Origin of the sequence: Moraxella bovoculi (genome assembly GCF_000988745.2) — a bacterium.
GTDB lineage: Bacteria > Pseudomonadota > Gammaproteobacteria > Pseudomonadales > Moraxellaceae > Moraxella > Moraxella bovoculi.
On record NZ_CP011381.2, the window covers coordinates 1 to 23444 of the forward strand.

18 protein-coding genes, 1 rRNA gene and 1 riboswitch are annotated in these 23444 nt (G+C 45.3%); of the genes, 13 read left to right on the forward strand and 6 right to left on the reverse strand.

All coding sequences use genetic code 11. The features are described 5' to 3' along the window. Positions 1-485 precede the first annotated feature (485 nt). The 5 genes from dnaA (at position 486) to guaA (ending at position 8495) form a co-directional block, all read left to right on the forward strand. Positions 486-1874: a chromosomal replication initiator protein DnaA gene (gene dnaA, locus AAX10_RS00005; protein WP_036363774.1), complete on the forward strand. Its 1389-nt coding sequence runs from the start codon at positions 486-488 to the stop codon at positions 1872-1874. 76 nt (positions 1875-1950) lie between these two features. Next, positions 1951-3108 carry a DNA polymerase III subunit beta gene (gene dnaN, locus AAX10_RS00010; protein WP_046699503.1) on the forward strand — a complete coding sequence of 386 codons (1158 nt, stop codon included), beginning with the start codon at positions 1951-1953 and terminating at the stop codon, positions 3106-3108. Next, positions 3109-4260 (forward strand): DNA replication/repair protein RecF, encoded by a 1152-nt coding sequence (recF, locus tag AAX10_RS00015; protein WP_046699504.1) that lies wholly within the window; start codon positions 3109-3111, stop codon positions 4258-4260. Positions 4261-4392: 132 nt separating this feature from the next. Continuing rightward, positions 4393-6849, forward strand: a complete 2457-nt coding sequence (gene gyrB / locus AAX10_RS00020; RefSeq protein WP_046697632.1) for a DNA topoisomerase (ATP-hydrolyzing) subunit B — start codon at positions 4393-4395, stop codon at positions 6847-6849. Positions 6850-6935: 86 nt separating this feature from the next. Next, entirely contained in the window at positions 6936-8495 is a 1560-nt protein-coding gene (gene guaA / locus AAX10_RS00025) for a glutamine-hydrolyzing GMP synthase (protein WP_046699505.1), read from the forward strand. Between the two features lie 57 nt (positions 8496-8552). On the opposite strand, the gene AAX10_RS00030 is transcribed toward guaA, so the two are convergent. The 3 genes from AAX10_RS00030 to AAX10_RS00040 all read right to left on the reverse strand — a co-directional run bounded on the left by AAX10_RS00030 (position 8553) and on the right by AAX10_RS00040 (position 11042). Continuing rightward, positions 8553-9077 carry a DUF2059 domain-containing protein gene (locus AAX10_RS00030; protein WP_149038811.1) on the reverse strand — a complete coding sequence of 175 codons (525 nt, stop codon included), beginning with the start codon at positions 9075-9077 and terminating at the stop codon, positions 8553-8555. A 337-nt stretch (positions 9078-9414) separates the two neighbouring features. After that, complete coding sequence (locus tag AAX10_RS00035; RefSeq protein WP_046699506.1) at positions 9415-9765, reverse strand: RidA family protein; 351 nt, start codon at positions 9763-9765, stop codon at positions 9415-9417. Between the two features lie 26 nt (positions 9766-9791). After that, positions 9792-11042, reverse strand: a complete 1251-nt coding sequence (locus AAX10_RS00040; protein WP_046699507.1) for a D-amino acid dehydrogenase — start codon at positions 11040-11042, stop codon at positions 9792-9794. A gap of 155 nt (positions 11043-11197) precedes the next feature. Then, positions 11198-11307, forward strand: a riboswitch (TPP riboswitch). A 95-nt stretch (positions 11308-11402) separates the two neighbouring features. Here AAX10_RS00040 and thiC point away from each other — a divergent pair. Both thiC and AAX10_RS00050 read left to right on the forward strand, forming a co-directional pair. Next, the gene (thiC, locus tag AAX10_RS00045) at positions 11403-13397 is read left to right on the forward strand and encodes a phosphomethylpyrimidine synthase ThiC (protein ID WP_226997825.1); all 1995 of its coding nucleotides are present in this window, start codon (positions 11403-11405) and stop codon (positions 13395-13397) included. 120 nt (positions 13398-13517) lie between these two features. Then, positions 13518-15368, forward strand: a complete 1851-nt coding sequence (locus tag AAX10_RS00050; protein ID WP_036363908.1) for an ABC transporter ATP-binding protein — start codon at positions 13518-13520, stop codon at positions 15366-15368. A 45-nt stretch (positions 15369-15413) separates the two neighbouring features. Here the strand turns inward: AAX10_RS00050 and def are convergent, their stop codons facing one another. Then, a complete protein-coding gene (gene def / locus AAX10_RS00055; protein WP_036363750.1) occupies positions 15414-15926 on the reverse strand; it encodes a peptide deformylase in 513 nt (170 codons plus the stop codon). 174 nt (positions 15927-16100) lie between these two features. Here def and hisB point away from each other — a divergent pair, with 174 nt between their 5' ends. Beyond that, on the forward strand, positions 16101-16697 hold the full coding sequence (hisB, locus tag AAX10_RS00060; RefSeq protein WP_036363747.1) for an imidazoleglycerol-phosphate dehydratase HisB: 597 nt from the start codon (positions 16101-16103) through the stop codon (positions 16695-16697). A 15-nt stretch (positions 16698-16712) separates the two neighbouring features. After that, a complete protein-coding gene (gene hisH, locus AAX10_RS00065) occupies positions 16713-17351 on the forward strand; it encodes an imidazole glycerol phosphate synthase subunit HisH (protein ID WP_187648936.1) in 639 nt (212 codons plus the stop codon). A gap of 76 nt (positions 17352-17427) precedes the next feature. On the opposite strand, the gene fabF is transcribed toward hisH, so the two are convergent. After that, the gene (gene fabF, locus AAX10_RS00070) at positions 17428-18732 is read right to left on the reverse strand and encodes a beta-ketoacyl-ACP synthase II (RefSeq protein ID WP_036363743.1); all 1305 of its coding nucleotides are present in this window, start codon (positions 18730-18732) and stop codon (positions 17428-17430) included. Between the two features lie 273 nt (positions 18733-19005). On the opposite strand from fabF, the gene AAX10_RS00075 reads away from it, so the two are divergent. Together AAX10_RS00075 and AAX10_RS10005 are read left to right on the forward strand one after the other, a co-directional pair. Beyond that, positions 19006-19203 (forward strand): hypothetical protein, encoded by a 198-nt coding sequence (locus AAX10_RS00075; RefSeq protein WP_149038812.1) that lies wholly within the window; start codon positions 19006-19008, stop codon positions 19201-19203. Next, complete coding sequence (locus AAX10_RS10005; protein WP_155399837.1) at positions 19203-19355, forward strand: hypothetical protein; 153 nt, start codon at positions 19203-19205, stop codon at positions 19353-19355. Before AAX10_RS00075 ends, AAX10_RS10005 begins: the two co-directional genes overlap by 1 nt. 53 nt (positions 19356-19408) lie before the next feature. Here the strand turns inward: AAX10_RS10005 and AAX10_RS00080 are convergent, their stop codons facing one another. Beyond that, the gene (locus AAX10_RS00080) at positions 19409-20602 is read right to left on the reverse strand and encodes an anhydro-N-acetylmuramic acid kinase (RefSeq protein ID WP_046699508.1); all 1194 of its coding nucleotides are present in this window, start codon (positions 20600-20602) and stop codon (positions 19409-19411) included. Between the two features lie 210 nt (positions 20603-20812). Between AAX10_RS00080 and AAX10_RS00085 the strand changes: the two genes are divergently transcribed. Together AAX10_RS00085 and AAX10_RS00090 are read left to right on the forward strand one after the other, a co-directional pair. Continuing rightward, positions 20813-21013, forward strand: a complete 201-nt coding sequence (locus tag AAX10_RS00085; protein ID WP_036363739.1) for a hypothetical protein — start codon at positions 20813-20815, stop codon at positions 21011-21013. A gap of 855 nt (positions 21014-21868) precedes the next feature. After that, positions 21869-23399, forward strand: a 16S ribosomal RNA gene (locus tag AAX10_RS00090). The last annotated feature ends 45 nt before the right edge of the window (positions 23400-23444 follow it).

The following is a 23444-nucleotide window of genomic DNA, read 5'->3' on the forward strand; positions in this document are numbered from 1 at the left end:
AAAGACTTGTTCTATGGCAGATAATAGAAGTTTATTTGAATCTAATCTTTTGATAGAATAGTTAACCGTAAAAGGTTTGATTTTAGTAGGGCTTTAAAAGTTATCCACAGATTTAATCGGAGTCAATTATTATATTATAAATATAAACATAGTAGATATAATGCGATAAAATTTATGTGGAAAACTCATAAAAAAATATAAAAATCATAAACTTAAATTGTGGAAAAATATGTTAATTAAATGTTTAAAGAATGTGAATAAGTTTAATTTTTAAGTTATCCACAGGATTTTCCATAAAGTTATCCACAGAAAAATTTGCTTTGAAATTTTAAATTTTTGTGCTAATATTCCCACACATTTGAAAAGATGGAAGGATTTTCCATTTGTTCAATTAAAATTAAAAAAATAATTAATTTAACTACATAAAATTTTACTTAAATGATAGTTTAATATTATTTAAGTAAGCCATTAAAGGTTGATCCAGCATGTCACTGTTTGATGAAGATGAGTTGGTGCCTATGAGCGCGCCAAGCCCTTCTGCTGATTTTTGGCAAGAATGTTTAAAAGAGCTGTCTTTTGAAGTTTCAGAGGCGGACTTTTTGCGTTGGTTGTCACCTATACAAGCGAGTGTTGATGGCGATGTGCTGGTGCTCTCTGCGATTAACCAATACTTTATCACGCACATTAAGGACAACTACATCGATAAGATTGAGCTGTTGGTAAAAAAACATGCGCCAGCAGGGATTGAAGGCGTGCGTCTTGAGACGCCCAAGGTGATCGATGTTAAGCCAAAAAGTGAAAAAACAGTCACAAAAAAAGCCAAAACCAATACTCAAATTGAAGAAAGCGAGCAACTTGAAGATAACTACACTTTTGATGCCTTTGTGAAGGGTAAATCCAATGCCTTTGCTTATAATGCTTGTTACGATCTGGGTAAAAAAGGCGGTGACAGCGCTTATCCTTTGGTGTTTTTGTATGGGTCGTCAGGCTTGGGTAAAACGCATCTTATGCATGCCGTGGCGCATCGCTATCAAAAAGCAGGATCAAGGTTCTGCTATATGACCAAAGATCATTTCTTTCGCATCACCAAAGACGCGTTTCGCGACAGAAAAGTTGATCAGTTGGTTAAAAAAATCTGCAAAGCGGATCTGTTAATTATTGACGATATTCATTTGATTAATGGTAAAAGTGCGCCGCACATCTCCGATTTACTCTTAACGATTTTTAGTGATTTTAGCAAAAACAAAAAAAATCGCATCATCTTGGCTTCTGACAGACAGCCGGCCCAGCTTAATAATTTTGATGAGCGATTTAAATCGCGTTTTTCAAGCGGTCTGAATGTATTGATTGAGCCGCCTGACATTGACATGCGCGTACAGATTTTGGAGAAAAAGGCGAGCGTTCTTGGCATGGATTTGCCAAAAGAATGTGCGCTGTTCATCGCGCAGAACGTTGCGCCAGATGTACGCCGTCTAGAAGGCGCGCTCAATCAGGTGCATGCTAATTTTGTCATGTCTGGAGAGCCTGTGACTCTGTCACTTGTTCGCCATGCCATCAAAGACCACATTGAAGCTCGCGCCCGTGCGGTCAACGCTGATAACATTCGTGACTTGGTGGCTCAGTATTATGGTATCTCTGCCAAAGATTTGATGAGTAAAAAACGCGCGCGTAACATCGCAAGACCGCGCCAGATGGCCATGGCGTTGATTCGCGAATTAACTCAAGACAGCTTCCCTGAGATCGGGCAGTTTTTCGGGGGTCGTGACCACACCACAGTCATGCACGCATGTAAGGCAATTGAAGAGCTAAGAGCGACAGATGTTAAGGTGGATAAGGCTTATCAAGCCTTAAAAGCAACATTGGAATTCGAGTGATAATTTTTGATTGAATAACTTGTGTTTGCCAAAAAAAGCAAGTACCATAAGCACATGAAATGACAGGATTATAACAATGAAATTAACCATAAAACGCGATGTATTAATAAACGCCATCAGCCTGGTTGCCAAAGCTGCTGATAAACATCACCGCATTGGACCTATCTTAGCTAATATTAAGTTTGTATTGGATCAAGATGTGCTAACCTTGGTGGCATCTGACTTAGAGGTGGAGCTGACTGCGACGATTGCACTGCCAGCAGGCGCATGCCAACAGACCGGCGAGACAACCCTGCCAGCTGAGAAATTATTCGTTATTTGTAAAGCGCTCTCAGATGAGATGGTGTCTTTGGATGCTGATGAGACGCGCTGTTTTATTGTGAGCGGCAAAGGGCGTTATACTCTAAAGACCCTACCTGCTAAGGATTTTCCAAGTATCGGCGCGCCAAGTGTTGCTGCAGCATTGAACATCAGTCGTGGCACTTTGTATGATTTGATCAGTCATACGCGCTTTGCCATGGCAACCCAAGACGTTCGTCATTATCTAACAGGCATGTTGTTTGAGATCAATGGTGACAAGCTTACCGCCGTGGCGACCGATGGGCATCGCTTGGCAGTGGCTCATCGTGCTCTAGACGCCAGTTATGATGATCGTCGTGTGATTATCCCAGGTAAGGCCGTGGCCGAGCTTGAGCGTCTGTTAGGCGAGCTTGTTAGATCTTCAGAAGATGATGTGGTCGCGCTCGGTTTTGATGATGAATTTTTACAGTTGTCATTAGGCTTTGGCGACGAGAGTGACTATAAAGGCATGCAAGTTGGTATGGTCGCGCGCCTAATTGAAGGTAAGTTCCCTGATTATCGCCGTGTACTGCCACCAAGCTACGATAAAGCTGCAATCTTTAATAAAGATGAAGCGGTAGAAGTGCTGCGCCGCCTGTCTGTGTTGAACAGCAAAGAAGCGCCTGGCGTGTTGTTTGATTTTAAAGAATCGGACAGGGTTCAGGTCAATGTTCGCAATCAGCGTGAACAAGATGAGGCAGAAGAGAACTTGGCGGTAAGTTATGAAGGTGAGCCGCTTGAAGTATCGTTCAATGAAGCCTATCTGCGTGCGGTATTGCGGGTACTAAATGGTGATGTGCGTATCGAGATGACTGAGGCGGTGAAACCTGCACTCATCTACCAAGTGGGCGATGAGATGAATCATCAATACGTCGTGATGCCGATGCGTGTGTAAATGATTCAAGAATTACGCATTCATGCCCTACGCAATATACAGCAAGCATCGTTAGAATTGCAGCAGTGCAATCTTTTTATTGGTAAAAACGGCAGTGGCAAAACATCGCTTCTTGAGGCGGTGTTTTTGCTTTCTCGGGGTAAAAGCTTTCGCCATCATGAACCTAAGCGTTACATCACACATCATGCCAAGACCTGTACTGTCTGGGCAAGGACTCACAATCAGACGCTGGCTATTCAAAAACAGCTTGATGCAGCAAATCTTGCCACCACAACTTTAAAGCTCAATAACAGCACCGTCCCTAGCCAAAGCGCTCTGTCTTTTGCATTACCTACTTTATTGATAGATCCGACCAGTATGGCACTGCTAGAAGAAGGCAGCGGAGTGCGCCGTCAGCTGTTGGATTGGCTATCGTTTCACGTGGAACCTGATTTTTATCCGCAGTGGTTGGCTTATCAAAGGCTGCTAAAACAACGTAATGCGCTTTTAAAATCATCATCTCTTACCCTGCATGAAGTCAGCGCATGGGATCATCAGCTGGCCATTCATGCAAAGGCGTTGCATCATTATCGCTTGGTGGTGTTTAATGAGTGGCAGGTGTTGTTTGATGAGATGCTTGCGCGTCTATTACCTGCTTATGAAGGTCAGATAACTTTGAGCTATAGTGCTGGCTTTGATACCCAAGCAGGCTTATTTGAAGTACTACAAAATCGCTTATCGCAGGACAAAGAGCTGGGCTATACCCGTGTTGGCGCGCATCGTGCGGATGTTGTGGCATCCTTGAAGAATATCAATGACAACGGCGATAAGTTAAGAGAACAGGCGGTGAACGTTCTATCACGCGGTGAGAAAAAACTACTGATTACCGCACTTAGACTCTCGCAGTTACGGATGATGTGCGCTAGGCTGCCTGACATCGAACCTGTGGTGTTGATTGATGACTTGGACGCTGAGCTTGATGATAGAGCGATTGATATTTTGCTTGATACACTTTTGGTGTTGCCATGCCAATTATTCATCTCAAGTTTGCAGACAGACACCATTGGCAAAATACAACAAAAAATGACTGTTTTGAATAATAATAACGATGCCTTAAAAGTGTTTCACGTGGAACAAGGAAAAGTTGCTGAACCGCTGTCATCAGCTCACTAAAATATTGATTTGATGGGCGTTTTCATGTTTAAATTTATGACTTTTTATAAAAAAAATGCTATAATAATGTGTAATTTTATCAATTAATTGCGCATTAAATTCTTAGTTGTGCGCAAGTTCTAAGGAAGTTTCATGACTGAGCAGGCGCAACACGACGAATCCGTTGATAACCAAAATAGCGAATACAGCTCAAAAAATATCCGAGTTTTGCGTGGACTTGAAGCGGTTCGCGTACGTCCTGGTATGTATATCGGTGATACCGATGATGGCACGGGCTTGCACCACATGGTGTTTGAGGTCGTGGATAATGCCATTGACGAAGCGCTGGCAGGTCATTGTGATGAGATTAACATCATCATCCACGAAGACGAATCGGTCTCGGTCATGGATAACGGACGTGGCATCCCTGTAGATATCCACCCAGAAGAAGGCGTATCAGCCGCGCAGGTCATCATGACGGTGCTTCATGCTGGCGGTAAATTCGACGACAATTCTTATAAAGTATCGGGCGGCCTGCATGGCGTGGGTGTGTCGGTCGTTAATGCGCTGTCTAAGAAACTAACCTTGAACATCTGGCGTGATGGCTATGAACACACCCAAGATTATACCGATGGCGTGCCTGACTTTGAACTAAAACGCTTGGGCGAGACTGACAAGACAGGAACGCAGGTCAGATTCTATCCAAGTCCTGAGATTTTTAGCGGGACGATTTTTGATTACGACATCCTTGCTAAGCGTTTGCGTGAATTATCTTTCCTAAACTCTGGTGTGCGCATCGTCCTAACCGACGAGCGTGATGATCGCGTACAAGTCTTTGAACACAAAGGCGGTCTGTCCGAGTTCGTTACTTTCATCAATGAAGGTAAGCAAACCTTAAACGACATTTTTCATTTTACCGCCCAAGGTTCAGATGGTATCGGTGTGGAAGTTGCCCTACAGTGGTCAGACAGCTATAACGAAAAAGTGCTGTGTTTCACCAATAACATCCCCCAAAAAGACGGCGGTACGCATTTATCAGGATTCCGTTCGGCACTAACTCGCTGCTTAAACCACTACATGGAATCTGAAAATATTGGCAAAAAAGAAAAAGTACAAGTCACGGGTGATGATGCTCGCGAGGGCTTGGTTGCCATTGTCTCAGTGAAAGTTCCTGATCCGAAATTTAGCTCACAGACTAAGGATAAGCTGGTATCTAGCGAAGTAAAAAGTGCGGTAGAGACCACCATGCATGAGCGTCTCAACGAATATTTGCTAGAGAATCCAGGTGCTGCCAAGTCGATCGCAGGCAAGATCATCGATGCTGCGCGTGCTCGTGAAGCTGCTCGTAAAGCACGTGAAATGACACGCCGCAAGACTTCACTAGACATCGCAGGTCTGCCGGGTAAGTTGGCAGACTGCCAAGAAAAAGACCCTGCTCTGTCAGAACTTTATATTGTCGAGGGTGACTCTGCGGGCGGTTCTGCTAAGCAGGGACGTAATCGTAAGATGCAAGCAATCTTGCCGCTAAAAGGTAAAATTCTAAATGTTGAGCGCGCTCGCTTTGATAAGATGTTATCGAGCGCTGAGGTCGGCACACTGATCACGGCGCTTGGCACGGGCATTGGCGCAGATGAATACAATGCGGATAAACTTCGTTACCACAAGATCATCATCATGACTGATGCCGATGTTGATGGCTCTCACATTCGTACACTGCTTTTGACTTTCTTTTTCCGTCAAATGCCAGAACTTATCGAGCGTGGTCACATCTATATCGCACAGCCACCGCTTTATAAAGTCAAAAAAGGCAAGCACGAATTATACCTAAAAGACGATGAAGCGCTCAAATCCTATCTGCTGTCATCGACCATTGATGAAAATCAGCTGTTCTTACACAAAGATGCACCCGCAGTAACTGGGGTTGCGCTTGAAAAACTGCTTAATGATTACAACCAATCACAGGGCATCAAGTCTCGCCTTCAGAATAAATACCCTTCTGAGCTGCTGGATGCGCTGACTTTCATTCCAAAGTTTGATGCAGAATTTCATGATAAGGCGGCTTTGCAGGCTTGGGCAGATTCATTGCAAGCTAAGCTGAACGAGCTGGCAGAGCATCTATCGCCCAAGGTTGAGCTTGTTGAAATAACTGGCGGCGATGAAGCGGGTAAGCAGCAATGGTTACCACGCGTGACGATTTTTGTGCATCGCTTGCCTCAGTATTATACATTAGATGCCATGTTCCTAAGATCATCAGAATACGCTCGTCTGCTTAAACTCTCTGGCGAGTGGAATACCATCTTAGGCGCGGATGCATTCTTGCGCCGTGGCGACAAAGACATGGCGATTAAGGATTTTCATCATCTGTGGACTTATATGATGAATGATGCACGCCGTGGCATGACGGTTCAGCGCTATAAGGGATTAGGCGAGATGAACGCTGATCAGCTGTGGGAGACGACAATGGATCCAGAGAATCGTCGCATGCTTAAAATTACTATTGAGGATGCCATCGCTGCCGACCACCTGTTCAACTGTCTGATGGGTGATGAAGTTGAGCCGCGTCGTATCTTTATTGAAGAAAATGCGCTCAACGCAGACATCGATACTTAAATAAAAGCAGGCTCAGCCCTGCTTTAACTCTTTTTGTTTTTGCGCTTAATTGCGTTTATTTTATTGGTTTTTTAACTGGAATAGCCATGACCAACATTACCCAAGACCGTATTTTAATCCTTGATTTTGGTTCGCAGTACAGTCAGCTTATCGCGCGCCGTGTACGTGAAGCAGGCGTATATTCTGAGATGTATGCTTTTGATATGTCTGATGAAGACATTCGCGCCTTTAATCCTAAAGGTATCATCCTATCTGGCGGCCCTGAGAGCGTTCATCAAGAAGGCAGTCCACGCGCACCAAAAGCGGTATTTGAATTGGGTGTACCTGTGCTTGGTGTGTGTTATGGTTTTCAGACGATGGCAGAACAGCTGGGCGGTAAGGTCGAAGCTGGTGATGTGCATGAGTTTGGTTATGCCAAAATTGACATCGTTCAGAATGACAAACTGCTAAATGACATCTCAGATGCCAATAACCAATCACAAGTATGGATGAGCCATGGCGACAAAGTATCGCGTCTGCCTGAGGGCTTTGTGACCACATCGAGCACGCCAAGCTGCCCATATGCCTCTGCCAGTGATGAAACACGTGGTTTTTATGGTGTGCAATTCCACCCAGAGGTCACCCATACAGAAAAAGGCGTTGAGTTTATTTCTAACTTCGTACATAACATCTGTGGCTGTGGCAACGCATGGAACTCTGAGAATATCATTGAGATGCGTATCGCCCAACTAAAAGAGCAGATCGGCGATGAAAAAGTACTACTAGGCCTGTCTGGCGGTGTTGACAGCTCAGTGGTGGCAGCACTACTGCACAAGGCGATTGGCGATCAGCTGACCTGTGTATTTGTGGACAATGGTCTGCTTCGTCTGAACGAAGGCGATCAAGTCATGCAAATGTTCGCTGAGAATATGGGCATTCGTGTGATTCGCGCCGACAGCGAGGATCGTTTTTTGGGCGCACTAGCAGGTGTTACCGATCCAGAGGCTAAGCGCAAGATCATTGGACGCGAATTCATCGAAGTGTTCTCTGAAGAAGCTCGTAAATTAGACGGTGTAAAATTCTTAGCCCAAGGCACCATCTATCCTGACGTGATTGAGTCAGCAGCAAGCAAGCAAGGCAAAGCGCACGTCATTAAGTCACACCACAATGTGGGTGGCTTGCCTGAAGATTTGGCATTTGAATTGGTTGAGCCGCTGCGTGATTTGTTTAAGGATGAGGTGCGCAAACTTGGCGTCGCGCTTGGTATCCCGCATCACATGATCTATCGTCATCCATTCCCAGGTCCAGGTCTAGGCGTGCGTATCTTGGGCGAAGTCAAGAAAGAATATGCCGATATCTTGCGTGTGGCAGATGATATCTTCATGCAGGAGCTGCGCGCATCTGGTTGGTATGATAAGACCGCCCAAGCCTTTGCAGTGTTCCAACCTGTAAAATCAGTTGGTGTGGTGGGCGATGGTCGCCGTTATGCGTGGGTGATTGCCTTGCGTGCGGTTGAGACAGTGGACTTTATGACTGCTCGCTTTGCTCATCTACCATATGATCTGGTGGACAAAATCTCAACTCGCATAATGAATGAGATTCGTGACGTATCTCGTGTGGTCTATGACGTATCGAGTAAGCCACCTGCGACCATTGAGTGGGAGTGATAAACGGCTAAAATAAATCCCCTATCAAGACATCTAGGGGATTTATTGTTTGGGGTGTTATTGCTGTAAAATTTCTTGTAAACGACTTTCAAATTCGGCTGAATTTTTTATCACCCCTTGCTCTATCAGTTGAATCAATTCTTTATCATTCAAAAAATCTGCCATCACATTATTAAGTAATTGTGATGCAATGTGAACCTCTTTCGCAATGATGCTTTGGCCAAGTGGCGTGTCATAAAATTTGATTAAGGCATCCACTTCTTCTTGATTATAATACTTCTTGGCAATCAGTAAATAATTGTCTACCACTTGTTGTGGTAGAGCACTGGTATCAACTTCCGCCCAAACTTTTTCGGCAAATTCTTGTGTCAGGGCTTCAAGCTGTGCCTGCTTGTCTTCTGACAAGCTTCGAAACATGGGGTTGTTTAGATTGTTCTGCGTAAATGAATTGATAAAACCAAATTTCATTCCTTCTTGAATATTTTGTTCTGCATTAACTATTTTTACTAACTTGAGTAAAGAGGCATCATTTGGAACTTTTGCTAGTGAGATATTTGATCCAAATAAAAGAGCAGTAGTCAAGCAGCCAGTCAGAATGCTTTTTTTTGATTTTCATGAGTTATCCCTAATTTGAATGATAATTATTATATGTTATCATTAAGGATTTTGACTGTCAAGTTGCTTTAAGAAAGCAGGCGAGATGATGTGTTAATCGGTATTTCATATAAAACACAATGTCATTTAAATTCCATGCCATGAATTTACTAATAAGTTTTGGCCATGTGATAAATTCAGATTATGTTATGATTGATGATTGGGGTGAAAAAGAAATTGCTAGATCGCACATGGTGAATAAGAAGGGGGTTGTGATGTTATTCATTGCACTTCCCCACGGAAACAATCAGAATTTCATTATTTATCAAATGGCAGCAGTGACAACAATTTCTACAAGCCAGTTTGGGTTGACTAGGTTTGCTTGTACTGTTGCACGAGTTGGCGGTGTGATCCCTGCCATCCATGCTGCATATTCATCATTGAATTGCTCAAAATCTTTCAAGTCTTTAATGAATACTTGGGCGGTGAGTAGTTTTGACTTGTCTGTGCCAGCTTTGGCGAGTGCCTTATCAATATTGTTCAATACTTCGCGTGTTTGTCCAATAATATCCAAGTCATCATTGTCTGGTACTTGACCTGCCAAATATACCACGCCATTATGGATGGCGATTTCGCTTAAGGTGTCGTTACTGTCTAGTTTGATGATGTTAGCCATGATGATTCCTTAGTGGTGATGGATGATTAATGATACCGTGCCAACGACAACCCGTCAAGGCTGATGTCTGGCGCGCGCTTGGTGATGATGTCCGCAATCAATTTCCCAGAACCGCACGCCATGGTCCAGCCGAGTGTGCCATGCCCTGTATTGATGAATAGATTGTTGAATTTGGTCTCTCCGATGATTGGTGTGCCGTCTGGTGTCATGGGGCGAAGACCCGTCCAGAAAGTCGCATTCGGTAAGTCGCCACCTGTGAATAAATCACGTGTAACCATCTCAAGCGTGGCTCGGCGAGCGGGATTTAACTTTAGATTAAAACCGCTTAATTCTGCCATGCCGCCCACACGAATACGATCATCAAAGCGTGTGATGGCAATCTTGAAGGTCTCATCTAACACGGTCGAGACGGGCGCATTATCAGGATCGATAATGGGCACAGTCAGAGAATAGCCTTTGACGGGATAAACAGGTAAATTAAGCCCTAAAGGCTTAGCAATGTCACGCGAGTAGCTGCTAAAGGCCAGCACATAATGATCAGCGGTAAGTAGCTCGCCATCAGCCAGAACGCCTGTGATGGCATTACCATCATGCTGAATTTGTTGCACGGTTTTATTAAATAAGAACTTCACGCCCAGATCTTTGGCGAGCGCGGCGAGTCTTTTGGTGAATAAATTACAGTCGCCCGTTTCGTCATTGGGCAGTCGAAGTCCGCCTACAAGTTTGTCCTTGGCGTGAGCTAGGGCAGGTTCGACTCGCGCTAGCTCATCTCTGCCAAGCAGTTCGTAAGCCACGCCGCATTCTTTTAGAACTTCGATGTCACGACCCACCACATCCAGCTGAGCTTGTTTTCGGAATAATTGTAATGTGCCTTTGGTGCGGTGTTCGTATTGAATTCCCGTCTCTTGGCGCAGATTTTGTAGGCAATCACGGCTGTATTCTGCGACTCGCATCATGCGTTCTTTGTTAAGAGCGTAGCGATCGGCATTACAGTTGGCGAACATCTTGGCTGCCCACTGCGCCTGCCAAAGGGATCCATCGGGACTGATGGCAAAGGGTGCGTGTTTTTGAAGTAGCCATCTGGCGGCTTTTAGTGGGATGCCTGGGGCTGCCCAAGGGGTTGAATAACCAGGGGAGATTTGACCCGCGTTGCCAAAGCTGGTCTCTTCGGCGACATCGTTTTGGCGTTCGATGACGGTGACATCTACGCCCAATTTAGCAAGATAATACGCTGACGTTACACCAATGATGCCGCCGCCAAGTACGATTGCTTTCATAACTGACTGTCCTTGAAAGTAATGATATAAACAATCGCTTATGATAACAATCGCTTGAATGAATAACAAGCGACATTCATGAGGTATGAAAATATTTTATGATAATGCCCAAAAAATGTTTTGCTTTGTTTGGATAAAAGCTGTGTTATAATGTTACCAACTTGACGGAGTGCAACCCAAAGTTGCCGAGATTGTGGTTATGCCACAAAATCCGTTGAACCTGATGCGGTTCGTACCGCCGTAGGAAATCAAGTTTTCAAAATCTTAAGAATTCTGTATATTATTGATTTATATCAATAATTCTTTTTCATCATAAGATTTTTGATGGCTTGATTTGTTTATTAGCCATTTAAAAAGGATATTATGATGAGCCAAATCGCAAATCAACCCCACACCCATTCCCCACAAGATGCCACAACCACAGAAGTTGGCTGGATATACGATAAAAACGAGCCAAGTTGTACAAATAGTACTACGAGTGAGTTTGACGAAGTAGAGCAAGCCAAGTTCGCAGGTTGTGAACAAGACGCCAAAGATTTAACTCGCATTCTACCTGCGTCCAAAAAGGTCTATGTGCAAGGCTCACAAGCCAACATTCGTGTGCCGTTTCGTGAGATTACGCTCACCGACACGCCCATAGGTCTTAGCCATGGCAAACAGGATGGTTTTGAGAAGAACGAGCCGATTTTGGTGTATGACACATCAGGCGTTTATACCGACCCGAGCGTTCACATTGACCTAAATCAAGGCTTGCCTAAACTGCGTGAGGCGTGGATTGCCGAGCGTGATGACACGGATGTTTTGGACGGTTTGACATCGGATTTTGGTAAGGCACGGCTTAACGACATTCGCACGGCGGACATTCGTTTTGCTCACATTGCCAGACCTAGACGAGCCAAGCGTGGCAAAAACGTTACCCAAATGCACTACGCCAGACAAGGCATTATCACGCCTGAGATGGAGTACATCGCCATTCGTGAAAATGGCAAGCAGCGTGATGGCGTGGATTTACGCCAACATCAGGGGCAAAATTTTGGGAAAACAGTGCGTAAGATTACCCCTGAATTTGTGCGTAAGGAAGTGGCAGAAGGGCGAGCGATTATTCCTTGCAATATCAATCACCCAGAGAGCGAGCCGATGATTATTGGGCGAAATTTTTTGGTGAAAATTAACGCCAATATCGGCAACTCCGCCCTAGGCTCGTCCATTGATGAAGAAGTGGCGAAGATGACGTGGGCGACACGTTGGGGGGCGGATACGATTATGGATTTGTCCACAGGCAAAAATATCCACGAAACACGAGAATGGATTATCCGCAACAGCCCTGTGCCGATTGGGACGGTGCCGATTTATCAGGCTTTGGAAAAGGTAAATGGTGTGGCGGAGGATTTGACGTGGGAGATTTTTAAGGATACGCTCATTGAGCAGGCAGAGCAGGGCGTGGATTATTTTACCATTCATGCAGGGGTGCTACTTCGTTATGTGCCACTCACCGCCAATCGCTTGACGGGCATTGTCTCTCGGGGTGGGTCAATCATGGCACAGTGGTGCTTGACTCATCACAAGGAGAATTTTATTTATGAGCATTTTGATGAGATTTGTGAAATTGCCAAAGCCTATGATGTGGCGTTTAGTTTGGGCGATGGACTAAGACCGGGCTGTATCCAAGATGCCAATGATGAAGCTCAATTTAGCGAATTAAAAACGCTTGGCGAGCTGACCAAACGTGCGTGGGAGCATGACGTGCAAGTGATGATAGAAGGACCCGGGCACGTTCCGATGCACATGATTAAAGAAAATATGGATATGCAACTCACGCATTGCCACGAAGCTCCGTTTTATACGCTAGGGCCTTTGACGACTGACATTGCCCCTGGCTATGACCATATCACAAGTGCAATAGGGGCAGCGATGATTGGGTGGTATGGTACGGCAATGCTGTGCTATGTTACGCCAAAGGAGCATTTGGGTTTGCCCAACAAAAAGGACGTAAAGGACGGTATCATCACTTACAAAATCGCCGCTCACGCCGCCGACCTTGCCAAAGGACACCCACTCGCCCAAGTGCGTGATAACGCCTTGTCTAAGGCACGGTTTGAGTTTCGTTGGGAAGACCAATTTAACCTTGCCCTAGACCCTGACACGGCAAGGGCAATGCACGATGAGACCATGCCAAAAAAAGCCCATAAATCGGCTCATTTTTGTTCTATGTGTGGCCCGAAGTTTTGTTCCATGAAAATCACGCAAAACGTTAGGGAGTACGCCAAAGGTCTGGAATATGAACAGCAGGCGGGCTTTGATGAGATGCGCCAAAAATACCACGAGACAGGCGCCAAGCTCTATCATCCATTGTAAATTCAATCAAAAACCGCACCCATGGTGTGGTTTTTTATTCTGTATCAAAAACCTTACCCATCAAAAAGCACCCTCAAAATCTGCTATAATAAGCAAATTTTTATAATAATTGTGAGTAGCATGTCTTTATTTTCTTATTTTGAACGCAAGATTGACCCTTATCCAAGCAGTACCATGCCTGTGATGACTCGTGGTAAATTGTTGTCGTTCCTGTGGGCATGTACCAAGGGTGCGCGTGGTTGGATTTTTGTTCGTATTGTGCTGTCAGTACTGCTTGGGGTGTTTGGTTCGTTGCTCTTTGCTTGGGCGGGGGATGTGGTTGATTGGCTAACCATCTACACACCAAGCACGCTTTGGCAAGAAAAAGGACAGACCATCATGATGATTTTGGGTCTGTGTGTCTTGTCGATTTTTGCAGAATTTTTTGGTAATTTGATTCGCTTTCAAGTGCTTCAAGGCGTTCTGCCAATGCGACTTCGTTGGTGGTTCCATAAGCACATGCTGGGACAGTCGATGCAGTTTTATCATGATGAGTTTTCTGGACGTGTCTCTGCTAAGGTCATGCAAACGGCGCTGGGTGTGCGTGATACGATCATGACGATGGCGGAGATGGTGTCTTTTGTGTCGGCATATCTTATTACCAGTGGCGTGATTTTGCTTGGGCTTGATTTTTGGTTATTTGTGCCGTTTGGGCTGTGGCTGATTACGGTTGTGGTGGTGATGAAATTTTTCTTACCAAGACTTAGAAAAACCGCCAGTGATCAAGCCGATGCTCGTGCACTGATGACAGGTCGTGTGACAGATGCTTATGCTAACATCAGTGCGGTGAAGCTGTTTAGTCACTCAAACCGTGAACTTGGCTATGCCAAATCTGCCATGAGTGAATTCATGACGACCGTGCATGCACAGATGCGCTGGGTGTCGCTGTTGGGCACGACGACCGAGACCATCTCGCTCATCATGATCGTTGGTAGTACCGCGATTGGCGTGTATCTGTGGATGGCAGGCGAGGTTACTGTGGGTGCGATCGCCATTGCCTCGGGCATCGCGCTTAGATTAAAAGGCATGATTCAATGGATCATGTGGGAGATGGCAAGTTTATTTGAGCACATCGGCACAGTCCAAGATGGCATGAGCACGCTGACCACACAGCACGCCATCGTTGATGATGCGGATGCAACTGAGCTTGTCGTGACCGAAGGCAGTATTGTCTTTGATGATGTGTCTTTTAATTATGGTAAATCAGATTCGCCAATCAAGCTGTTAGAGCAGTTTAATTTATCCATCAAAGCAGGCGAGAAAGTTGGTCTGGTTGGTCGAAGTGGTGCGGGTAAATCTACGCTTGTGAATCTACTGCTTAGGTTTTATGATGTTGATGGCGGTAAAATCTGTATCGATGGTCAGGACATTAAGCGCGTAACTCAGAACTCTCTTCGCCAAAACATCGGCATGGTCACTCAAGATACTGCGCTGCTACATCGTACCGTGCGTGAGAACATCGCTTATGGCAAGCCGAACGCCACAGATGAAGAGATCATCGCCGCTGCCAAAGCCGCACATGCGTGGGATTTTATTCAGACATTGCAGGATAAGTATGGTAATGTGGGACTTGATACGCAGGTGGGTGAACGTGGTGTGAAGCTCTCAGGTGGTCAGCGTCAGCGTATCGCCATCGCGCGCGTCATGCTAAAAAATGCGCCAATTCTACTGCTTGATGAGGCAACTTCTGCACTAGACAGTGAAGTGGAATTCGCCATCACCCAAAGCCTAGATGACATGATGTCTGGTAAGACGGTCATCGCCATCGCACACCGTCTATCTACCATCGCAAGTCTTGACAAGCTTGTGGTCATGGACAAAGGTCAGATCAGTGAGATCGGCAGCCATGATGAGCTCATCATCAAAGGTGGTGTGTACGCGCACCTGTGGGCGAGACAGTCTGGCGGCTTCTTAGGTGAGATGGACGAGTAACAAAAACCCCAAGTGATGAGCTTGGGGGTTTTTATTTGGCGTGTTTTAGCCTTTTTTGGCGATGACTTTGCGCACTTTATCGCGGGCGCGGTCTTGTTTGAGACGTGATAGATAATCAACGAATACGATGCCTTTTAGGTGGTCTAATTCGTGCTGAATGCACACCGCCAAAAGACCATCCGCCTCCACACTAAAATCTTCCCCATTCTCATCTTTAGCCTCGATGCGCACGCGAGCAGGACGCTCCACGGTGTCATAGACCTCAGGAATGGACAGACAGCCTTCTTGGTAAGGTGCCAGCTCTTCGGTTAGTGGTGTTACCTTAGGATTGATATATACTTTAGGCTGTGGCTCCTCACCTTCTTTGGCTAGATCCATGACCACCACCTGAACATGTCTGTCCACCTGGGTGGCAGCCAGCCCGATGCCACGAGCGTCGTACATGGTCTCGAACATGTCTTCGATGAGCGTTTTGATGGTGTTGTCAATCACTTCCACTTCTTTGGCGACGGTGCGCAGGCGTGGATCTGGATAATGCAAAATTGGTAAAATTGCCATAAATTTCTCATACTTTTGTTAAATTTATCACCATTATAATTCAAAGCCCTTTTAATGGCAAAATTTATGCAAAATAGGGCGGCTTTTTTGCCAAAATTTCCCCAAAAGCAACCAAATTTTGTGTAAAATGGTGTTTTTGTCTTTGAATCGCTGCGCTAAACCCAAGGAGAAGCCATGACCGCCCCACGTATCGCACAGATTAGCCGAAATACTGCCGAGACACAGATTTTTGTTTCTATTAATATTGATGGCACTGGCATCAGCAAGCTTGACACAGGTGTGCCATTTTTGGATCATATGCTTGAGCAGATTACACGTCATGGACTGTTCGACCTTGAGATCAAATGTACGGGCGATACGCACATTGATGATCATCACAGTGTTGAAGATGTTGGTATTGCGCTTGGTCAGGCGCTAAAGATTGCACTTGGCGACAAAAAAGGCATCCGCCGTTATGGGCATTTTTATGCGCCGCTTGATGAGAGCCTAAGCCGTGTGGTGGTGGACATCTCAGGTCGCCCAAGCCTTCACATGGACGTGCCATTTACGCGCGCATATGTGGGTAAGCTTGATGTGGATTTGTTCAGCGAATTCTTTTATGGACTGGTGAATAATGCTGCCATCACGCTGCACATCGACAACCTAAAAGGCAAAAACAGCCACCATCAGATTGAGAGTGTATTTAAGGCGTTGGCGCGAGCACTGCGTATGGCGTGTGAGATCGATGAGCGCGCAGGCGGTGTGCTACCATCGACGAAGAATGTACTATAAGGTTTTGATTGTATTATGAAAATTGCATTATTGGATTATGGCGTCGGCAATTTATATTCTGTCGCCAATGCCCTAAAAACCGTCGGTGCTGACGTCATCATCACCAATGAGCCTGATAAAGTCGCTGCTGCTGACAAGGTGCTGCTGCCAGGTGTTGGCGCGATCGGTGATGCGATGCACCACATGAGAGCGGCAGGCGTGGATGTCGCTGTCAAGCAAGCCTTAAAGGACAAGCCTGTGATGGCAATCTGTGTTGGCATGCAGGCGATGTTCGACTATTCTACCGAAGGTGGTCGAGTAGAATGTCTGAGCGAGATTGCAGGTGTTGTAGAGCGTTTCGATGAATCTTGGGTAGATAATAATCAGCCCATCAAGATCCCGCATGTTGGTTGGAACGTGGTGAAGACTGACACCGATCATATGCTATGGCTGGGCTGCGCGAATAAGCATTTTTATTTTACCCACAGCTATTACTGTAAGCCCGACATGACAGATGCGCGCAATGACGGCATCATCGTGGCGACGTGTGATTATGGTGTGGAGTTCTGTGCGAGCGTCATTAAGGATAATCTGTTCATCACTCAGTTCCATCCTGAAAAAAGCCATGAAGCAGGATTACAATTGCTATCTAATTTTATCAATTGGCAAATCTAATCCATCTTTGATGTATTATGTTCCACGTGAAACAAAAAAGCACGCTTATCAAAGCGTACTTTTTAATGGGATTAGTTTAGTCTTGCCAACGACCAAATACCAAGCTGCCATTCGTACCACCAAAACCAAAGCTGTTCGAGATGGCATAATTAACATTATCCACCTTACGGGCGGTATGAGCGATGTAGTCTAGCGTGCAACGCTCATCAGGGTTGTCTAGGTTGATGGTTGGGGGTAGCGTTTGGTTCTGTAGAGCGAGCACAGTGAAGATCGCTTCGATCGCTCCCGCTGCGCCCAGTAGGTGGCCTGTCATTGACTTGGTTGAGCTCACCAGAATGTCATCACCGAATAAACTCTGAATCGCACAGCTCTCAGCGACATCGCCTGCTGGTGTGCTTGTGCCATGTGCGTTGACGTAGCCGACTTGGTCGGCATCTAGACCTGCATCACGTAGCGCATTTTGTATCGCGCGGCGCGCACCTTCACCATCTTCTGGCGGGGCAGTGATGTGACTTGCGTCATCACTCATGCCAAATCCTACCAATTCAGCCAAGATGGTTGCGCCACGAGCTTTGGCGTGAGCTAAGCTTTCAAGCACCAGAGCGCCAGCACCATCACCCAGAACGAAGCCGTCACGATCTGTATCGAAGGGGCGGCTTGCACGTGTGGGTTCATCATTGCGTGTCGATAGGGCATGCATCGCGCCAAAGCCTGACATGCCCAGCGGTGTAGACGCTTTCTCGCTACCTCCGACTAGTACCGCATCCAGGTCGCCATAAGCGATGAGTCGAGCACCAAGTCCGATGGCGTGAGTCGATGTGGTGCAGGCTGTGGCTGTGGATAGGTTTGCGCCTTTTAAACCATGACGGATGGCGATTAGACCTGCAGGCATGTTCACGATGGCGCCTGGGATGATGAACGGCGAGACTTTCTTTGCGCCATGGGCCTTTAAGGTGTCTCGACTGCTCTCAATGGTTCCGATGCCGCCAATGCCTGAACCCATCACCACGCCAAATCGTTCACCATCGACATTAATCGGCAAACTGTCGCCTTTGATGTCATCAATCAGACCTGCGTGATGTAGAGCTTGTGCGGCTGCCACTTGCGCATAATGCACGAATTCATCATAGCGACGAACTTCTTTTGGGTTTAGGTAGTTTTTGGCATCGAAATCTTTAACAAGACCTGCGATTTGTGAGCGAAATTCAGCTACATCAATGTCATTACCAAAACTCTCAATCTTGGTAATGCCGCTTTTGCCATTGGTTAAATTCTCCCAAATGGTTGCAAGGTCGTTACCTACAGGTGTAATTGCGCCCATGCCTGTAATGACAACGCGTTCATGGTCTGGTCTTTGATGGTGAATGGGTTTTTGAGTCATGGTATCATCCGTCAATTCGTGCGAGCGCACATTTATTTTTTGTTACAAATTAAGCTATCTTAACATGATTTTTTCAGGATGAAAAGTTTACAACTGTATTTTTCTTGATTTGTGTTGCTTTGCCTGCAAGCTATGGCGATTATGTATATCTTATAAACACAAAATATATAATTTACCACGTGTGCTTATTATGATTTTTGCTTATGATTAATTCATAACATACCATAAATTTTAACTTTGTTTTATTTTTGGGGATTTCCCATCAAAATCATGATGCCAGTAATTTTAGTTGTTGCCTTGGCATTGGCAGGTTGTGCCACTAATAATGTCAGCGATGTTAAAGTACCAACTTCAAGCACTTATCAAGTACATTCTTCGAACTTCATCTGTGCAAATGGCATGACGCCAAAGCTGACTTATATTAATGAAAACCAAGCCCAGTTGATGTTAGAGGCACAACCACGACGCTGATGCTAGATACTGCTGGATCAGGCGAGCGCCATGTTTCACAAAATGGCATCTTAGGCCATGGCGGTGAATGGCATCAAAAAGGCGATGTAGCGACATTCGCTTATAAGAATATTCACGGTGTTCCTGCCGAAGTATCTTTTGAAGCTGAATAATTTATTTCAATAACAAAACCGCATTGATTTGCGGTTTTTGTGGGCGGATTTATTTAAGGAAAGCACACTTGCCCTAGTACGACCGATCTATCCGCCCCTGTAACGCTTGGTAAGTTACCTACTTGTGATAGCATGGTCTGACGAGCAAGCCAAGCAAAAGCCAAGCTCTCTACTAATGTCGGCGGAACACCAAGTGTGTCAGTTGATTGAACTTGCCAAGCAGGCAGATGATGTGATAGACGCGTCATGAGGTAGTCATTTAACGCGCCGCCACCGCAGACGAATAATTCACCGTCATCGGCTGAGACTTGAGTTAATGCATCAGCGACGCTTACAGCAGTCAGATCGATGAGAGTCGCTTGTACATCTTGTGGTGTGTACTCACTGTTATGCTGCGTACTGAACTTGGTTAATTCTGTATCCAGCCATTCTAAGTTAAACTCTTCACGGCCCGTGCTTTTTGGGTAAGGTTTTTTGAAGAAAGGGTGGCTTAATAGCTGCTCTAATAAAGATGTGATGATTTTCCCAGACTTAGCCCACGCACCATCTTTGTCAAAATCAGCACCGGTATGGCGTTTAGTCCAGCCATCTAGCAGAAGATTGGCACAGCCTGTGTCAAAGCCAATGACCTCGCGTTGACCATCAGATAGCAATGTGATGTTGGCGATACCACCCAGATTCAGAACGGCTTTGGTGCGTTTGTCATCAAAATCATTAAAGATGGCTTCGTGAAATGCTGGCGCAAGCGGGGCGCCCTGTCCGCCCACAGCCATGTCGCGGCGGCGAAAATCACTAACAACCGTGATGCCAGTACGCTCAGTCAGTACATTGGGGTCGAGCAGCTGTAAGCTAAATCGCCAATGTGGGCGATGGCGCACAGTTTGCCCATGACAGCCGATGGCGCATACTTCTTCGCTACTAATGCCTGATTTATCCAGCAGCTCTAACACAGCTTGAGCGCATAACTCACCATAAAACACACTCGCCCAGCCAAAGACATCAAGCTCACTTTCAAAGCTTAGCTCATTATCCTTAATATAGTCATCCGTGCCATTCGGCGCAGTTAAGGCAAGTAGCGCAGCTTTTAGATCATGGGGAAAATCAACGCCGTGGCTGGCAATAACAACAGGCTTTTCATCGTCAAATCGGCATAATACAGCATCAAGCGCATCGAGACTTGTGCCGCTCATCATGCCAATAAAATACGGCGCTTCTTCATTTTGCAATTCAAAATCATCAAAATTCATAATGTTCTTAGTCAAAAAATACAATATAGAATAGCAGAGTTTGAGAAATTTGTAACGACTTAAACTAAATGCAATAAAATATGTCGATAATTTGATAAACACAACTTATTCTCAAAAATAGCAACATATGATCATTTTGATGCTTGGCTATAATTTACTCATGGATTAATGTGATTCATATTTCATTAACCAAGCAATAAGAGAATAATAATGAAAACATTAAAATTAATAGCACCACTATTCGCTCTAGGCATCGGACTGTCTGTCGCTGCGCATATACAGGCTACCACCGCCGACAAAACCGCAGTTAAAGTTAGTCAAGTAACTTCTAAATGCACCACAGGCGGAACAACCAAGTTGACTTATGGCTTTAATACGCAAAAACTTCAACATATGCCGAGGCTAACCTAGGGTAAGACTTGCTTCCTGCCGATCAACATAGACCGATCTGATGTCGCAGGTATGTCCTTTGAAGATGAAGAAAGCTAGTAGATCAGTTCAGATGCACGAACGTTGGGTAATTATCATAAGTCTGATGTAGTGATTCAAGACCTATCAGCCAATACAGCTTATAAAGGCTGCAAAGTCTCTAAAGTGAAACGCATCAAAGGCTAAATTGATACTCAATATACAATAGACAAAAGCCGTGCGAAATGCACGGCTTTTATTATATGTATAATAGTAGATAAGAAGGCCGCAGAAGAGGGGGTAGTAAACTTATAAATAAAGATAAATAAAAATCCCCCACCAAATCAACCACTTACAAACTTTCTAAACTTTTTCTTAAATTCCCCCTTGACCAACCTCATTCCTCCCCCTATAATACGCACCACTCAAGCACAGCAAGTCATAAAAAACTTGTTTAAATTCAATAAGTTAAAGAATTTGAGACGAGAATTAACAAATCTCAAAAAAACTTTAAAAATTTTGAAAAAAACGCTTGACATTAAATTTTAAAAGCGTATAATACGCACTCATTCGCTGGACGACAGACGAATACACTATTTAAAATCCAAACTAAAGAACAACTTGTGTGGATTTTTGTCAATACAAGATAATTCAATAAATAATATATAAATATTCATTTATTAGTTATTAAGACAAAAATACTCAAAGTTAATTCATTTACACGATGAGCGGATGCTTGTTTCTTAATTTAATAAATTAAGTCATTAAGTATCAAATTTTGCTAGTAATATAATAAATGAGCCAAGTCCTAACTTATCTTAGTTTACTAAGATACTTAATAGGCATCTTAAAAAGATTAAACTGAAGAGTTTGATCATGGCTCAGATTGAACGCTGGCGGCAGGCTTAACACATGCAAGTCGAACGATGACTATCTAGCTTGCTAGATATGATTAGTGGCGAACGGGTGAGTAATGCTTAGGAATCTGCCTATTAGTGGGGGATAACCATCCGAAAGGATGGCTAATACCGCATACGTCTTACGAGAGAAAGGGGGCTTTTAGCTCTCGCTAATAGATGAGCCTAAGTCGGATTAGCTAGTTGGTGGGGTAAAGGCCTACCAAGGCGACGATCTGTAGCTGGTCTGAGAGGATGATCAGCCACACTGGGACTGAGACACGGCCCAGACTCCTACGGGAGGCAGCAGTGGGGAATATTGGACAATGGGCGAAAGCCTGATCCAGCCATGCCGCGTGTGTGAAGAAGGCCTTTTGGTTGTAAAGCACTTTAAGTGGGGAGGAAAAGCTTGTGGTTAATACCCACAAGCCCTGACGTTACCTACAGAATAAGCACCGGCTAACTCTGTGCCAGCAGCCGCGGTAATACAGAGGGTGCAAGCGTTAATCGGAATTACTGGGCGTAAAGCGAGCGTAGGTGGTCATTTAAGTCAGATGTGAAAGCCCCGGGCTTAACCTGGGAACTGCATCTGATACTGGGTGACTAGAGTAGGTGAGAGGGAAGTAGAATTCCAGGTGTAGCGGTGAAATGCGTAGAGATCTGGAGGAATACCGATGGCGAAGGCAGCTTCCTGGCATCATACTGACACTGAGGTTCGAAAGCGTGGGTAGCAAACAGGATTAGATACCCTGGTAGTCCACGCCGTAAACGATGTCTACCAGTCGTTGGGTCTTTTAAAGACTTAGTGACGCAGTTAACGCAATAAGTAGACCGCCTGGGGAGTACGGCCGCAAGGTTAAAACTCAAATGAATTGACGGGGGCCCGCACAAGCGGTGGAGCATGTGGTTTAATTCGATGCAACGCGAAGAACCTTACCTGGTCTTGACATAGTAGGAATCCTGCAGAGATGCGGGAGTGCCTTCGGGAATCTACATACAGGTGCTGCATGGCTGTCGTCAGCTCGTGTCGTGAGATGTTGGGTTAAGTCCCGCAACGAGCGCAACCCTTTTCCTTAGTTACCAGCGACTCGGTCGGGAACTCTAAGGATACTGCCAGTGACAAACTGGAGGAAGGCGGGGACGACGTCAAGTCATCATGGCCCTTACGACCAGGGCTACACACGTGCTACAATGGTTGGTACAAAGGGTTGCTACACAGCGATGTGATGCTAATCTCAAAAAGCCAATCGTAGTCCGGATTAGAGTCTGCAACTCGACTCTATGAAGTCGGAATCGCTAGTAATCGCAGATCAGAATGCTGCGGTGAATACGTTCCCGGGCCTTGTACACACCGCCCGTCACACCATGGGAGTTGATCTCACCAGAAGTGGGTAGCCTAACGCAAGAGGGCGCTCACCACGGTGGGGTCGATGACTGGGGTGAAGTCGTAACAAGGTAGCCGTAGGGGAACCTGCGGCTGGATCACCTCCTTAACGATATTATCTGATTGGCAAGAATTCACAACAAGTTGTTCTTTA